The organism is Zobellia sp. 1_MG-2023, assembly GCF_030549125.1.
Taxonomy (GTDB): Bacteria; Bacteroidota; Bacteroidia; order Flavobacteriales; family Flavobacteriaceae; genus Zobellia; species Zobellia russellii.
Genome location: NZ_JAUOSY010000001.1, coordinates 667,659 through 683,528, shown reverse-complemented (window position 1 = coordinate 683,528; position 15,870 = coordinate 667,659). Strand labels below are relative to the sequence as shown.

The window sequence follows — 15,870 nt, the reverse complement described above, 5'->3', positions numbered from 1 at the left end:
CGAAGCAAAATTAATGTATTATGGAACAAGATATAACACTTAAAAAGGAAGGTCAAGGACTTGCATTCTTAAAGCCGGTGGTAGCTAAGCTTACCCCTAAATTTCAAAAGGGAGATATTTTTTCATCCTTGAAGAAAACAGGTATTACCGTATTGTCCGTTCTATTGTTCTTGGGATTATGGCACTTAGGGTCAAAAGCACTATACAACAAGGAAGCAGCCTATAAAATTGAAAAGGCGCTAACGGAGCGTGGGCAGGAAGCTGCGGATGCAGAGCGTGCATGTATCGCATCCGGAGAAAGTAGTTGCCAACCTAATACGCTGCCTTCTCCTTCTCAAGTATGGAGTTCGCTTCAATCTCTAATTGCAGATCACAAAGTTATAACTGCGGATAAGGCGGCCTTTGAGGAAAAGATGGCTGCAACCAATGCTAAGTTGGTAGCACAAGGCAAGGATGCTATTGTTTACACAGGCCGAGCTTCTTTTGTGGATATCGTTCTTACAAGTATAAAAACAGTTTTTGCGGGATTCTTATTAGCACTTTTAATTGCTGTACCAATCGGTATTATCATAGGGTTGAGCCCATCTCTGCGCAGCGCATTCAACTGGTTCATTCAAATCTTCAAACCAGTATCCCCCGTGGTTTGGTATTTGTTGGTCTTTATGATCGTAAAGACCCTTTACATAGGAGACAGTTCGGATAACGCATTTGTAATATCCTTTATAAGTGTAGGTCTCTGTGCCATGTGGGCCACCTTGGTAAATACTGCTATGGGTGTATCCTCGGTAGACAAAGACTATATCAACGTTGCCAAAGTTTTAAAATTGGGCACTTTTCAAAAAGTCTTTAAGGTGATTTTACCATCTTCCCTCCCATTGATATTTACCGGTCTGCGTATTACGCTTTCCGTAGCGTGGATGGTACTTATAGCAATTGAGCTATTGGCACAAAGTCAAGGGTTGGGACTTTTTGTTTGGGAAGAGTTTCAGAACGGGGCCAATGACTCCAACGCAAAAATCATCGTTGCGATGTTCGTAATCGGTATCATCGGATTCCTTTTGGACAGGATAATGCTCTCCGTGCAGAACTTGGTTTCTTTCAACAAAAATGAAATGGCATAACCCTTAAAATCATAACAAATGGCATATTTAGAATTAAACAATGTATACAAGAGTTATGGTACGGATGAGAACGTTACAAACGTATTATCCGACATCAACCTAACGATAGAAGAAGGGGAATTTGTTGCCATCGTAGGCTTTACCGGAAGTGGAAAAACTACATTGGTAAACCTTATCAACGGATTATTAAAGCCTACAAGTGGAGAAGTTCTCTTTAAAGGAAGTCCGGTTGTAGATACCAGTCATGAAAGAGGCGTTATTTTCCAAAACTATTCTTTGCTACCGTGGCTAACCGTTGGGCAAAATGTGTATATGGCGGTCAAAGAAGCTTTTCCAAAGTTGAGCAAAGCAGAGTTGAAGAAACGCGTTAGCGATTATGTGGAAATGGTAAGTCTAAGCCCTGCTATAAATAAAAGACCTAAAGAACTATCAGGAGGAATGAGGCAACGTGTATCGGTTGCCAGGGCATTGGCCATGAATCCTGAAATGATAATCATGGATGAGCCTTTAGGTGCTCTGGATGCTTTAACGCGTGGCAACCTTCAAGATGAAATCCTAAATATCTGGAGCAAGGATAAACGTACGGCATTGTTGATAACCAATGATGTAGATGAGGGTATCTACATGGCAGATAGGATTATTCCTTTAAAACCGGGTCCAAATGCTACGCTAGGACCAGAGTTTAAAATAGATATTGAACGGCCTAGGGATAAGACGGCCATGAACGATAATCCAAATTACAAGAAAACAAGGAATGCCATTATCGAGTATTTGATGGATATCGGAGACCAAAGAAAATCGGTTTCACAACAGGATTACATCCTTCCAGAAATAGCACCTAAAAGTTTTGTAGCCTAAACCTAGAACTATGTCCGAAACAATAGAAAAAACAGAGTTGGGAACAACGGAGAACGGTATTTTTTATCCGTCTCAGGTAATGTTAGATCTAAACGATCTTAAGAAAGTATACCCCACACCAAAAGGAGATTATGTGGTACTGGAACATTTGAACCTTCAGATAATGAAAGAGGAATTTGTCACCATAATCGGCCATTCCGGATGTGGTAAGACCACTATGCTTTCAATGATAGCCGGCCTTAACCCTATTTCAGGTGGAAATATATCCGTTTTGGGCAATCCGGTTAAAGGACCTGGGCCGGATAGGGGCGTTATCTTTCAATCACCAAGTCTTATGCCCTGGATGACAGCGCTTGAAAATGTGCTGCTAGGCGTGAATCAAGTTTTTCCACATGCTACAAAGGCACAGCGTCAAGATATAGCTAAATACTACCTTCATAAAGTGGGTCTGGACGGTGCTTTTGGCAAGAAAGCATCTGAACTTTCCCAAGGTATGCAACAAAGGGTTGGTATCGCTAGGGCTTTTGCCATTAAACCTAAGGTATTACTTCTAGATGAACCATTTGGTATGCTAGACTCGCTTACCCGTGGTGAATTACAGGATATTCTGATTGAAATCTGGAACAAAGAAAAAATTACGGCGGTAATGATCACCCATGATGTGGATGAAGCGATTTTCTTGGCGGACCGTGTGGTAATGATGACCAGCGGGCCAAGGGCTAAAATAGGCGACATCCTAGATATTGAATTTGAAAGGCCTAGAACCAGAAAATCCGTATTGGAACATGATGATTACTATACATACCGAAAACACTTAATAGACTTCTTAGAACATTAAACCATAACTAAACACTAATACAATCACACATTAAGACCTATATTATGAAAAAACAGTACACCCTATTATTTGTATTGATGCTTACGATTCAATTTGCATCTGCGCAATTTGTTCTCGATGGCGAATTTAAGCCCCGTACAGAATACCGTAATGGTTTTGGTAGCATTATCCCCGATGCCCTAGACCCTGGCTTTGCTATTGCAACACGTTTACGACTAAACGCCGGTTATCAAACCGAAGCTTTTAAATTTTACATGAGCTTGCAAGATGTTATGGTCTGGGGAGAGAACAGGCAACTAAAACCTGAGGATAGCAACAATTCGTTTTCTGTCTTTCAAGCATGGGCAGATATTAAATTAGCGGAAGGTTTTTCCACTAAAATAGGTCGCCAAATGCTTGTTTACGATGATCAAAGAATCCTAGGTGGTGTTGATTGGGCTATGCAGGCACGTAACCATGATGCAGCTTTGTTGCAATACAAAAAAGGTAAATTTATGATGGACCTGGGTCTTGCCTTTAATCAGGACTTTACGGCAACTACTGGAAATCCGGGAGGGTTTCAATCAGTTGGTACGGCCTATAATACTACTGGGTTTTTCTCGTACAAAAGCATGCAATACCTCTATTTGAGACATAAAGGAGAAGCATTTTCCGCAAGCGGATTGATAATGAACAATGGTTTTCAAAATTTTACAGGAGATGCAGATGCTCAAGTTGCAGATGGTGTAAGCAATTTGGTTACGCTGGGTACACATTTAAACTATAAAAAAGGAAGTTTTGGAGCAGCGCTTAACGCCTATTTGCAGACTGGTGAACGTCAAAATAGTATAGATGTCAGCGGAGCATATCTTTTAGGATTGGACTTGACCTACAAGGTGTCTAAAGGTGTTTCCTTGGGGTTAGGGGCCGAAATCATTAGTGGAAATGACACCAGTACTACGGATAAGACCGAAGCTTTCTTTCCGCTTTACGGAACCAACCATAAATTTAATGGGTTTATGGATTACTTCTACGTAGGCAACCATGCTAATTCCGTTGGGCTAACGGATATTCATGCCAGTGCTAAGTTCGCTTTGGGCGAGACCTCTAGTTTAATGGTAAAGGTTTTGAACTTTAGTGGCGAGCAGGAGTTGCCAAGTGGCGAGAAGTCCCTAGGTACGGAAGTTGATTTGGTTTTTGCAAAGACCTTTAAAGGATACGGGTTGGCCATAGGCTATTCCCAAATGTTTGCTAGTGATGGCATGTATGAATTAAAAGGAGTAACAGAAGCAGACGCCTCTAGCGCACAAAATTGGGCTTGGGTGCAGTTAACTATGAAGCCTAAATTTTTAAATACGGCCAAGCAATAAAATTATTTTAAGATGCTTCGATAGGGCCGTTACAACCTTTTTGTTGTGGCGGTTCTTTTGTTTTAAACAGATTTTAAATCGGTATAGTAGCTTGTGTAACTCCCTTTATAAAAATCGATTATATTTGTACGTATAATTACGCATATTTTGGATCAAACAACAAGTATTATTTTAGCGGATGACCATTCTTTGGTTCGTGATGGTATCAGGTCTTTATTGGAGAGTGAATCTGATTTAAAAGTTATTGCCGAAGCTTCCGACGGTATCGAGGCCATTGAAATGGTGAATAAGAACTCGCCCGATCTATTGATTATAGATATTAGAATGCCACGCATGACAGGAATAGAGGCTGTTGAAAAACTGAGCGCTCAAAACTCGCCTGTAAAATGTATCATCCTTTCTATGCACGATTCGGAGGAGTATATTCTTAAGTCTGTTAAGGCCGGTGCACTAGGCTATTTGTTAAAAGACACAGGGAAAACAGAATTTCTTAAAGCCATTCATGCCGTGCGGGAAGGGGGCAAATACTATAGTGGCGATATTTCAAATGTTTTGGTCAATAGTTTATTGAGCTCCACTACTAATACTGTTGAAAGTCCTAAAAAAGCTACACCTACAAATATTCCTTTTGATTTGACCAATAAAGAACTCCAAGTATTAAAATTGGTTTTGTCCGGTTTGACCAATAAGCAGATTTCCGAAAAATTGCAGAACAGTAAACGTACAGTGGAGACACATAGGTTTAACCTTATGCGTAAGATGGAAGTCAAAAACCTAATCGACCTTTCAAAAAAAGCGCAACAGTTTAATTTGGTGTAGCACTGCTGTTCTAAATTTATTCGGTACCCATTTGCACATATGGACCACGCCATTTTTTATCATATCTATCCCTTGGGTCTTCTGGGCGCGGATAAAACCAACGATTTGGTTTCGGTCAGCATTAATAGACTTTCGGTGCTCAACGTTTGGTTGTCGCATATAAAGGAGCTGGGTTGCAACGCGCTTTATATTGGTCCTGTTTTTGAATCATCTAGCCATGGGTATGATACCGTGGATTATTATAAAGTAGACCGAAGGTTAGGTGATGACGCTGCCTTGATTGCTTTGGTAAAAGATGCACATGAGCTGGGTATTAGTGTAGTTTTAGATGGTGTTTTCAACCACGTAGGAAGAGATTTCTTTGCATTTAAAGACCTTAAGAAGTTAGGAAAGAATTCAACATATATCAATTGGTTTTCTAATGTAGATTTTGGGAAGCGTAGCCTGTTAGAAGACCCGTTTACCTATGACACTTGGGCCGGCTATTATCAATTGGTAAAACTCAATCTTAAAAATAAGGAGGTTCGGGATTATCTTTTAGGTGCCGTTGCCAAATGGATGGACATCTATAAAATTGATGGCCTACGCTTAGATACCGCAGATGTGTTGGATTTTGACTTTATGAAAGAACTTGCGCGCTTTTGTAAAAAACGAAACCCTCATTTTTGGTTAATGGGTGAGGTGGTTCATGGCAATTATAACCGGTGGGCCAATGATAGAATGTTAGATTCCGTTACCAATTACGATTACCACACGCCTATTTATGAAAGTTTTAATTTAAAGGACTTCAGTAAAATTTCCGAAACTGTTGAACGGGATTTTGGTCCTAAGGGAATTTATAAAGATTTGGCGCTCTATTCTTTTGTAGACAACCATGACGTTAACCGTGCCGCCAGTACTTTAAAGAAACCCGAACATTTATTCCCTCTATACTTATTACTATTTATGCTTCCGGGAATACCTGCCATTTACTACGGGAGTGAGTGGGGTTTTGAAGGGAAAAAGTCCGCACATAGTGATGATTTGCTGCGCCCAAGTGTAGAGCTGAAAAACCTAAAAAAACAAGCAAAACACCCAAAGTTATTAGATGCTATACAGCAATTTATTGGCGCACGTAAAAAATGTAAGGCGCTTTCTACGGGTAAGTATGAAACTTTGCTGGTTAAAAAAGAACAATATGCCTTTTCTAGAAAAGAAAAGGATGGAACAGTGGTCGTTATTGTAAATATGTCTAACCAACCTGTTAAGGTAAACATTCCCGTAAAAGGTCTGCTTGCCAAGGGTTTTACGGATTTTCTTAACCCAGAATATTGTCTAATACCCAACAAAACAGGTCTTTCTGTGGAGGTTCCACCATGTTGGGGCCGTATCCTGTATCATTGATCGAAAAGTAGCTAGAGGGCACTTTTTTTATTGATGTGCGATTAAAACATCAAACTATTACGAAAAAAACACTACGTATATATACGTAATTTTATAACTTGCTGTATCTAATTTTGGTGTTTACATCAAAAAGGAAAAGCAATGTTAAAAAAGAAAACACATAAAACCGTTTGTTCCTACTGTGGTGTAGGTTGCGGTATATTGGTAGATGTTGATAATAAAGGGAAAATTGAGGTAGACGGAGACCCTGATTACCCTTCCAACAAGGGTATGTTATGCTCTAAAGGAAGAAACTTGAATTATGTTGCCCAAGATACCAGCGACCGGATTATGCATCCGCAAATGCGATGGAGTAGGAATCACCCGTTGCAAAAAGTAGCTTGGGACACCGCTTTTGAGCGTGCCGCAGCCGTTTTTAAGAGCATTATTGCCAAACATGGGCCGGATAGTGTCGGTTTCTACGTATCCGGACAATGTCTTACTGAGGAATATTATTTGGTGAACAAGATTACCAAGGGCTTTATTGGAACCAATAATGTAGATACCAACAGTAGGCTTTGTATGAGCTCTGCCGTGGTAGGCTATAAAAAAACTTTGGGCGAGGATTCTGTTCCTATTTCGTATGAAGACATTGAACTGGCAGACTGTTTTTTGATTGCTGGAGCCAACCCTGCTTGGTGCCATCCTATTCTCTATAGACGTTTGGAACAGCACAAAGAAGCAAATCCCAACGTAAAAATAATTGTTGTAGACCCGCGAAAAACGCAGACATGTGCTTCGGCAGATATACATTTACAAATCCTTCCGGGAACAGATGTTATCCTTTTTAATGCCATGGCAAGATGGCTCATCGAAAAGAAAAAAATAGATAAGAATTTTATTAAAAAACACACCTCAAATTTTGAGGCTTGCAAGGAAAGTGCTTTTACCCTTACCCTTAGGCAGGCGTCCGAAAAATGTGGCGTTCCCGTTTCGGATATCCGGAAGGCGGCACAATATATTGGAGACGCCAATAAGTTCATTAGTATGTGGACGATGGGGCTTAACCAAAGTGTAATAGGAGTTTCTAAAAATGTGTCTTTGTTGAATCTTTCTTTGTTAACAGGGCAAATAGGAAAACCGGGTTGTGGGCCATTTTCATTAACGGGGCAGCCCAACGCTATGGGTGGCCGTGAAGTAGGTGGTATGGCCAGTCTTTTGGCCGCGCATAAAGACTTGGGCAATCCGCAGCACCGGAAAGAGGTTTCGGATTTTTGGGGAGGAAAGGAAATCAATTCGGAACCGGGTTATACTGCAACAGAAATGTTTGATGCGCTAGAAAGTGGAAAACTAAAGGCAATTTGGATTATTTGTACAAATCCGGCTGTGAGTATGCCCAACGTAAAGAAAGTTGAAAAGGCCCTTAAAAATGCGGCTTTTGTAGTAGTTCAGGATATTAGCCATAATTCGGAAACCACAAAATTTGCCGATCTTTTATTGCCTGCGGCCGGCTGGTTGGAGAAAGAAGGTACGATGACCAATTCGGAAAGACGGATCAGTTATTTACCAAAGGTTATTGATGCACCGGGAGAAGCATTGCCAGATGCCGAAATTCTTTGGCGTTTTGCCCAGGCCATGGGTTATGAAGGTTTTGATTACGCCAATGCAAGCGAAGTTTATGATGAGCACTGCCTTTTGACCAAAGGTACCAATATTGATATTACAGGTCTGTCTTATGAAAGATTAAAAAACGAAGGTAGCTTTCAATGGCCGGTTCCCCACAAGACCCATCCGGGAACACCGCGTTTGTTTACAGATTTTAACTTCCATACAAATGATAAAAAGGCACATTTTAATGCGCCACAGAGTCTATATAATAAATCTGAGGAAACAGATATTGATTTCCCTTTAGTGTTAAATACAGGAAGGGTAAGAGATCAGTGGCATACCCGAACCAAAACCGGAAAAGTAAAACGTTTATTGACCCATATTCCGCAGCCCTATTTAGAAATGAACAAGGTAGATGCCTATCTGCGCAAGTTAAAAGAGGGGGATATTGCGGTTATTAAAAGTAGAAGGGGCGAAGTTCAGGTAAAAGTGAAAATCAATTTTGATATTCGCGAACGTGTTGTTTTTCTTCCTATGCACTGGGGGAAAGTCCTGAATAATGATTTTGGCAGGGCCAATAACCTTACCAATGATATTGTTGACCCAGTTTCTAAAGAGCCCGATTTTAAATACTGTGCAGTTCAGGTAGAGAAGTTCGTAAAACCGGTTCAAAAAATAATTGTTATCGGGGCAGGTGCGGCTGCATACAGGTTTATTCAATCCTATCGGGAGAAAAATAAAAAAGACGAATTGCATGTGTTTTCCAAAGAAAAGGACCCCTTTTATAACAGGGTACTATTGCCGGAATATGTAAGCGATGAGCTTTCTTGGGAAGCATTGGAGAAGTTAAAATCTGGAGAATTACAAAAGCTGAACGTCAACTTGCACTCGGGAATTGGGATTAGTGACGTAAATGCAACGATGAAGCAGGTTACCGATAGTGATGGATTGATACATTCGTACGATTTGCTGGTCATGGCCACAGGTAGCCGTGCTTTTGTACCAAGTGAGGTACAAATAGACCTCCCGGGGCGGTTTACCATGCGCGAAAGGGGAGATGCGGACAAACTGAAACAATACCTCCAAAAAACAGGATTGCCGGCAACAGAACAACATGTAGTAATTGTTGGTGGAGGTCTGTTAGGACTGGAATTGGCCGCGGCACTTAAAAAGATAGACATCAATATAAGTATTGTACAAAGGGCACCGCGTTTAATGGAGCGTCAGCTGGATCGGGTGGCAAGTAGACTTCTAGCGGAAGATGTCACCGAAAGGAACATCAACCTGTATTTTGATAATGAAGTCAGTACGGTGTTTGAGGAAAAAGAGAATCCGTTTAGGTTGTTGGTAAACCTTAAAACAGGTCGTACCATTCAGTGTAATGCCATTGTTTACGCTATAGGAACAAGGCCGAATATTGAATTGGCAAAAAAGGCCGATTTAATAACAAGAAGGGGTGTTCTGGTAAATTCATATTTGCAGACCAATAACCCATCTATTTTTGCCTTGGGCGAAATAGCGGAGTTCAATAATTCGCTTTTTGGAATAACATCGGCCGCAGAACAACAGGCAGATATTGCCGCTAACTATATTTTAGGCGATTATAGCAGTATCTATAATGGCTCAGTTCTTATGAATATCCTGAAGTTCGAAAATCTTGACCTGTGTAGTATTGGTATGGTAAATGCACCATCGGACGACAGTAGTTACGAAGAGATTATTTTGATGGATGTGAGCAAGCGCTTCTACAAAAAGTGCATTGTAAAGGACGATACGTTGAAAGGCGCGATTTTAATGGGCGATAAAAATGAGTTTGCCGAGTTTAAACGTCTGATAGAAGAAGAAATAGAACTGTCCGAAAAACGAAACGAATTGCTTAGAGGGGCAACTACTTCCGTTCCTCTAAAGGGAAAATTGGTATGTTCTTGCAGTCAGGTCGGAGAGGGAAATGTTATTGACGCCATTGCCGGTGGTTGCTCAGAGTTTAACATGTTATGCTCGGAAACGGGAGCAGGTTTAGGATGTGGCAGTTGCAAACCGGAAGTGAAGGCCATATTGGACAAACAACTACAATTAGCAAATTAAAAAAACGGGATTATGAACGATGATCTGCACCGCATATTAATAAAAGGAGGAGTTACCTCACCGGGGGAACTCAAGGATATTATAGGTCTTCTGGAAGCTGCAGGCCTAAATGAAGTCTATTTTGGTTCTCGGCAGGATTTACTCTTCCCGTTAAAAGGCGTAGAAGAAGGTCAACTTGAGCGTATATCAAAGTTCAACACCAATATTATTACTGATAGAACGTATCAGAATATTGTAAGTTCATACGTTTCTGCAGATATTTTTGATATGACCCATTGGCTTAAAGGTTCTACTTATCTCTATATTTTGGAGGGCTTTGATTTTTTGCCAAAATTAAAAATCAACATCACAGACCCTAAACAAAGATTGGTGCCCCTTTTTAGTGGTAACCTTAATTTTATAGCTTCGGAAAATGAAGATTATTGGTATTTAAACGTAAAGCTGCCGCAATGGGAAAAAGCGGCGTATTACCCTGTTTTAATTTACAGTTGGGATATTACCACCATATGCAAGGCCATTGAGGATATTTATGAAGACATTCAAGATGTAGAGGAACTGTTTTTTGTCTTGAACAAGAATCTGGATACGAATAACAAGACCATAGAAAAGGAACTAAAAGTACCCTATCTTACCTTCCCGTATTATGAGGGAATGAACCGTATGGGGCTAGATCAATATTGGCTGGGCCTGTATTGGCGAAACAACCGGTATGATCTATCGTTTCTTAAGGAATTCTGCGGTTTTTGTTTAGACAATAGCATAGGTAAAATCTGTATTACCCCATGGAAATCCTTCGTGGTAAAAGGTATTCAAAAGCAGAGTAGACCCGCCTTGGAACGCTTTTTAGGGCAATGGGGTATTAATGTAAGACACTCACAGCTAGAAATGAACTGGCATTTGCCGGTAGATGATAACCAAGCATTGGAACTAAAAAAATTCTTGGTCCGTAGCTTTGATCAGAATGATATTAGTACCTACGGGCTTACATTTGGTATAAGCAATGATGTGGGTAAGCGGTCCCATTTTGCTTCGGTAATTATCGAAAAAAATAGTTCGCCCACCATTGTTAAGGATTTTGATGTGAGGCCTACCTATAATGTGCTTCATTTTGTAAATTTTGACCCCAATACCCAAAAATATCTGGCCTACGCCCAAGATGTAGATAAGATTGAACTTCCCGGTCTATTAATGGAACTCAGTAAAAAATACTTTAATCAACTGGGCAGGGAGGTTGAAGTAAATAAAACGCCTAAAAAAGTTGAGGAACAGGAAACCAAGACCATTCACCAATGTCAATCCTGTTTTACGGTCTATGACCCGTTGTATGGAGATGTTACGAACAATATTCCAAAAGGAACCACATTTAAAGAGTTGCCCGATAGCTATACCTGTTCGGTATGTGAAGCACCAAAATCCCAATTTGAAAAAACGGAACTGAATTTTTCGAGCTGATTTTGTTACATTTGGATAGTACCTAAAACACCTTCCAAATGAACAAAAAATTTCTTGGCCTATTAAGCGGTATTCTACTATTCACGGCATGTAAGGACAATCCGGACAAAAAAGCGGATGTTGAAAAACCGGTAGATGAGATAACCGTTCAAAAACCTACGATGGCTTGGGAACTGGTAGCTTCGGCAGATGGCAGCAAACCCGTAGCCCGCCATGAAGCGGCCTTTGTTCGCGTAGATGATAAATTTTATTTGTTAGGGGGAAGAGGTATTCGCCCTGTAAGTATCTATGACACCAACACCCAAAGCTGGTCAGAAGGCAGTAAACCTCCTATTGAAATGCACCACTTTCAGCCTGTGGTCTATCAGCATAAAATATACCTTATTTCGGCACTAACGGGTAAATATCCGGCAGAAACCCCAACAGAGCATATTTATATCTATGACCCTGCTACGGATGAATGGTCTAAGGGAGATGAAATTCCAGAGGAAAGAAGACGTGGTTCTACAGGAAACGTACTGTATGAAGGCAAGATTTATATTGCCTGCGGAATAAAGAACGGTCATATAGGTGATTATAAAAATTGGATGGACAGTTACGACCCAAGTACTGGCGAGTGGGAGGTTCTGGCGGACGCACCTCGCGCAAGAGACCATTTTCAGGCGGTTTTAGCAGATGGAAAGATTTACGCCCCGGCAGGTAGAAATTCCGGTATTGATCCTGATTCCGTTTTTGGGGGAACCATAGCCGAGGTTGATGTGTATGATATAAAAAGTGATACTTGGGAGACATTACCGGAAAATATTCCGACGCCAAGAGCAGGTAATGCCGCTGCACTATTTCATGATGAATTGATAGTTGTTGGGGGTGAATCTACAACACAGGAAAAAGCACATGCTGATGTTGAGGTTTTGGATTTAAACACCCATAAATGGCACACCTTGCCCAGTATGGTAGAAGGTAGGCACGGTAGTGGTCTTGTGCTTTTTGAAGACGGTGTATATATTGCTTCGGGATGTGGGAACAGAGGCGGTTCGCCAGAACTGACCACTATGGAAAAATTTAGCGTAGAAGATTGATTTTCAGCCGAATAATTTTAAAATTATTTTTTACATCGTGACTAAAAACATATTACATTTGATAGGGAATTCCCCAATATCAAATTATAAAAATGGATTTACGAGACGGTGTGAAAACCGCAGAGAACAAGGTGTCTTCCGAGACCAAAAAACTAAGCGAATTTGTTAGGGACAAAAGTAAGTCCTTGGTAGATCGTTTAGAGTCGTATGAAGATATCATAAATCTTGAAGTAGGAGATACAGGCTTGCACCGCGCAAAAACTCTGGAGCGGGAATTTGATATTCGTCAGCTGTACATTAAGTACGAAGGCGATAACCCCACGGGAACACAAAAAGACCGTATTGCCTTTGCACAAATCTATGATGCCCTCCGTAGGGAATTTGAAGTGGTGTCTTTGGCTACTTGTGGTAACTATGGTGTTGCTGTAGCCTTAGCCGCCAACTTGGCCGGTATTGCTTGTAGAATTTATATTCCGGAAACTTTTCATACCGATCGTGTTGTAGAAATGCAATTGCTGGGTGCAGAAATTGTTCGTAGGCCCGGGAGCTATGAAGATGTCGTAAAAGAAAGTAGCGAACTCGCAAAAAATAACGGTTGGTATGATGGTAATCCAGGAGGAGCCAATACCCCTTTGCAGATCAGTGCTTATTCGCAGATTGCCCTAGAAATTTTTGAAGATTTGGGAGATGCACCAAAGTACTGTGCGGTACCTGTTTCCAACGGTACACTTTTCGCTGGAATTTATCGGGGGTTCGTTAGCCTTTATAAAAGGGGCAAGACTTCTAGGGTACCCAAAATGGTAGCGGCTTCATCATCAAGAAAAAATCCGATTATTCAATCGTTTTTACTGGGACTGGACTATTGCAAGGATTTGGATCCCAAAGCTATTAAGGAGACCAAGTACAATGAGCCGCTTATTAACTGGCATAGTTTTGACGGAGAAGAAGCGTTGTATGCCTTGAGGGAATCCGATGGTGAGGCGTATAATATCAGCGATAAAAAATTAAAGGATATGACGGCCCTACTGGCCAAAAAGGAAGGCTTTCGCATTTTGCCTGCCTCCACAGCTGGACTAATAGCCCTACTGGAACTTGACGAAAAAATGAATTTTGAACCAGACCGTTTTGTAGCGGTTCTGACGGCAAAAAATTAATATTTAAGAAAATGAAGAAATCAATTGATGGAAAGGCCCTTATCTATTGCGAAGGGGCTTTTAATACTCCTAACGGAAAAACTGCGCATGGTTTGGTTCGTTTTACCGAACGTTATGAGGTAGTTGGCGTATTGGATACAAATTATGCTTCTAGGGACGCTGGTGAGGTACTTGATGGGAAACCCAGCGGAATCCCGGTTTTTGCAACCATAGAGGATGCAGTAGAAACTTTGGGTGCTTCTGGCAATACACCGGAATCTCTTGTTATTGGTTTGGCACCCGATGGGGGGCGATTACCAAAAGAAGCAAAGACTACCATTTCAAAAGCTCTGGAAATGGGTTGGAACGTAGATAGTGGTTTACACGACTTTTTGACCAATGATGCTTCGTTAATGGAAATTGCCACTAAAAATAACTGTCGGGTCCGCGATGTTCGTAAAACACCGGATCGGGACAAACTTCATTTTTTTACTGGGGAAATTGAAAAAGTAGATTGTTTAAAATTGGCTGTTTTGGGCACGGATTCCGCATTGGGAAAGCGTACCACTGCTTGGTTGTTGGTTCACGGGTTTAGAGATGCCGGTCAAAAGGCCCAAATGATTGGTACCGGACAGACTGCTTGGATGCAAGGTGCAAAGTACAGTATGGTAATGGACAGTTGTATTAACGATTTTGTTTCGGGGGAGATTGAACATGCCGTGGTAAGTGCCTATAAAAATGAAAAGCCTGATGTTATTGTTATTGAAGGGCAAGGTAGTTTAATGAATCCTGCTTACCCAGGTGGTTTTGAAATTTTAGCAGCAGGAAGACCTGATTACGTAATATTGCAACATGCTCCAAAACGACTGGAATATGATGGGTTTCCAGGCTATAAAATGCATTCGTTAACAGAACAGATCAATGCTATTGAAGTTATTTCTGGTAAAAAGGTAATTGCCATTACCGTTAACCATGAAGAAATGGAGGAAGATGAGATTCTGGAGGCATGCAAGCAGATTACTCTTGAAACAAAGTTGCCTGCTTTTGATGTGCTAAAGTATGGTGCTAAAAAACTGGTAGCATTACTAAAGGAAAAGATTAAATGAGAATAACCAACGTGTCTTATGAGCGGCTAGACCTTAAACTGTCCGAACCCTATACTATTGCTTACGAAACGATAGATGATACGGTAAATTTCATTCTTAAAATTGAAACGGATAGTGCTATAGTCGGTTATGGATGTTCCGCTCCGGATAAAATAGTTACGGGAGAACATCCTAAGGAAGTAGAAACAGCTCTAAAAGAGGTTATCATTCCTTTTTTAAAAGGCAAGGACCCTTTTATGTACGCTTATGTTTTAAAGGAATTAAAGAAGTTATTGGGCCGGAAATCGTCTTCATTGGCTATGGTAGACATGGCGCTTTTTGATATCATTTCAAAAAAAGCAGATGTGCCATTGTATAAGTTTCTAGGCGGTTACAGACAAAGCATTCCAACAAGTATAACGATTGGTATTTTATCTTTAGAGGAAACCATGGCTCAGGCCAAGGAATTCGTTAGGCAGGGGTTTTCAATTTTAAAGGTAAAGGGCGGGCACAACCTTGCCGAGGACATTGAAAAAATGACCTTGCTGCACGAGAAATTTCCAGAAGTTACTTTCCGCTTTGATGGAAACCAAGGATATTCCGTGGTAGATTCCGTAGCATTTGTAAAAGCCACCAGCCAGATAGGTATTGAGATTTTTGAACAGCCTACCAAACAGGAGCGGGAAGAGCGCTTGGGTGAAGTTATGGACCAGATAGATATTCCTTTAATGGCCGATGAAAGCTTAAAAACCTTAACCGATGTATTCCGGCTTGCCCAGAACGAAAGGGTGGATATGGTAAACATTAAGTTGATGAAGGTGGGAGGTATTTTTGAAGGAATGCATATTAATTCCGTAGCTAAATCGGCAGGGATTGAAACTATGGTGGGTTGTAATGATGAGTGTGCGTTGGGTATTTCTGCGGGACTTCATTTTGCACTTTCCAGACCCAACATTTGTTATGCCGATCTAGATGGGCATTTAGATGTGGTAGACGACCCTTTTAAAGGCTTGTTCAAACTAGAAAAAGGGGTGCTGTACCCATCGGACGCTCCAGGTTTAGGAATAATACATCTATAGCC

12 protein-coding genes are annotated in these 15,870 nt (G+C 40.9%); all 12 read left to right on the top strand.

The features are described from left to right. Positions 1-20: 20 nt before the first annotated feature. The 12 genes from Q4597_RS02755 (at position 21) to Q4597_RS02700 (ending at position 15,868) form a co-directional block, all read left to right on the top strand. Positions 21-1,121 (top strand): ABC transporter permease, encoded by a 1,101-nt coding sequence (locus tag Q4597_RS02755; RefSeq protein ID WP_303404648.1) that lies wholly within the window; start codon positions 21-23, stop codon positions 1,119-1,121. A gap of 18 nt (positions 1,122-1,139) precedes the next feature. After that, positions 1,140-1,979: an ABC transporter ATP-binding protein gene (locus Q4597_RS02750; RefSeq protein WP_215436932.1), complete on the top strand. Its 840-nt coding sequence runs from the start codon at positions 1,140-1,142 to the stop codon at positions 1,977-1,979. 10 nt (positions 1,980-1,989) lie between these two features. Further along, positions 1,990-2,817 carry an ABC transporter ATP-binding protein gene (locus Q4597_RS02745; RefSeq protein WP_155601150.1) on the top strand — a complete coding sequence of 276 codons (828 nt, stop codon included), beginning with the start codon at positions 1,990-1,992 and terminating at the stop codon, positions 2,815-2,817. Positions 2,818-2,861: 44 nt separating this feature from the next. Continuing rightward, positions 2,862-4,166 carry an alginate export family protein gene (locus Q4597_RS02740; RefSeq protein ID WP_303404647.1) on the top strand — a complete coding sequence of 435 codons (1,305 nt, stop codon included), beginning with the start codon at positions 2,862-2,864 and terminating at the stop codon, positions 4,164-4,166. Positions 4,167-4,313: 147 nt separating this feature from the next. Next, positions 4,314-4,985, top strand: a complete 672-nt coding sequence (locus Q4597_RS02735; RefSeq protein WP_215913509.1) for a response regulator transcription factor — start codon at positions 4,314-4,316, stop codon at positions 4,983-4,985. 39 nt (positions 4,986-5,024) lie between these two features. Next, positions 5,025-6,368 (top strand): alpha-amylase family glycosyl hydrolase, encoded by a 1,344-nt coding sequence (locus Q4597_RS02730; RefSeq protein WP_303404646.1) that lies wholly within the window; start codon positions 5,025-5,027, stop codon positions 6,366-6,368. A gap of 141 nt (positions 6,369-6,509) precedes the next feature. Further along, positions 6,510-10,040, top strand: a complete 3,531-nt coding sequence (locus Q4597_RS02725) for a nitrate reductase (protein WP_303404645.1) — start codon at positions 6,510-6,512, stop codon at positions 10,038-10,040. A gap of 12 nt (positions 10,041-10,052) precedes the next feature. Beyond that, on the top strand, positions 10,053-11,492 hold the full coding sequence (locus Q4597_RS02720; RefSeq protein WP_303404644.1) for a rubredoxin: 1,440 nt from the start codon (positions 10,053-10,055) through the stop codon (positions 11,490-11,492). A 38-nt stretch (positions 11,493-11,530) separates the two neighbouring features. After that, a complete protein-coding gene (locus Q4597_RS02715) occupies positions 11,531-12,571 on the top strand; it encodes a kelch repeat-containing protein (RefSeq protein WP_303404643.1) in 1,041 nt (346 codons plus the stop codon). A gap of 92 nt (positions 12,572-12,663) precedes the next feature. Continuing rightward, positions 12,664-13,725 carry a pyridoxal-phosphate dependent enzyme gene (locus Q4597_RS02710; protein ID WP_303404642.1) on the top strand — a complete coding sequence of 354 codons (1,062 nt, stop codon included), beginning with the start codon at positions 12,664-12,666 and terminating at the stop codon, positions 13,723-13,725. An 11-nt stretch (positions 13,726-13,736) separates the two neighbouring features. Continuing rightward, entirely contained in the window at positions 13,737-14,810 is a 1,074-nt protein-coding gene (locus Q4597_RS02705; protein ID WP_303404641.1) for a DUF1611 domain-containing protein, read from the top strand. Beyond that, positions 14,807-15,868: a mandelate racemase/muconate lactonizing enzyme family protein gene (locus Q4597_RS02700; protein ID WP_215436960.1), complete on the top strand. Its 1,062-nt coding sequence runs from the start codon at positions 14,807-14,809 to the stop codon at positions 15,866-15,868. The genes Q4597_RS02705 and Q4597_RS02700 overlap by 4 nt, the downstream gene beginning before the upstream one ends. Positions 15,869-15,870: the final 2 nt, after the last annotated feature.

Coding starts and splice junctions, on each gene's coding strand:
- Q4597_RS02725 (WP_303404645.1), top strand. CDS start 6,510: ATGTTAAAAAAGAAAACACATAAAACCGTTTGTTCCTACTGTGGTGTA.
- Q4597_RS02755 (WP_303404648.1), top strand. CDS start 21: ATGGAACAAGATATAACACTTAAAAAGGAAGGTCAAGGACTTGCATTC.
- Q4597_RS02710 (WP_303404642.1), top strand. CDS start 12,664: ATGGATTTACGAGACGGTGTGAAAACCGCAGAGAACAAGGTGTCTTCC.
- Q4597_RS02750 (WP_215436932.1), top strand. CDS start 1,140: ATGGCATATTTAGAATTAAACAATGTATACAAGAGTTATGGTACGGAT.
- Q4597_RS02745 (WP_155601150.1), top strand. CDS start 1,990: ATGTCCGAAACAATAGAAAAAACAGAGTTGGGAACAACGGAGAACGGT.
- Q4597_RS02730 (WP_303404646.1), top strand. CDS start 5,025: ATGGACCACGCCATTTTTTATCATATCTATCCCTTGGGTCTTCTGGGC.
- Q4597_RS02720 (WP_303404644.1), top strand. CDS start 10,053: ATGAACGATGATCTGCACCGCATATTAATAAAAGGAGGAGTTACCTCA.
- Q4597_RS02715 (WP_303404643.1), top strand. CDS start 11,531: ATGAACAAAAAATTTCTTGGCCTATTAAGCGGTATTCTACTATTCACG.
- Q4597_RS02700 (WP_215436960.1), top strand. CDS start 14,807: ATGAGAATAACCAACGTGTCTTATGAGCGGCTAGACCTTAAACTGTCC.
- Q4597_RS02705 (WP_303404641.1), top strand. CDS start 13,737: ATGAAGAAATCAATTGATGGAAAGGCCCTTATCTATTGCGAAGGGGCT.
- Q4597_RS02740 (WP_303404647.1), top strand. CDS start 2,862: ATGAAAAAACAGTACACCCTATTATTTGTATTGATGCTTACGATTCAA.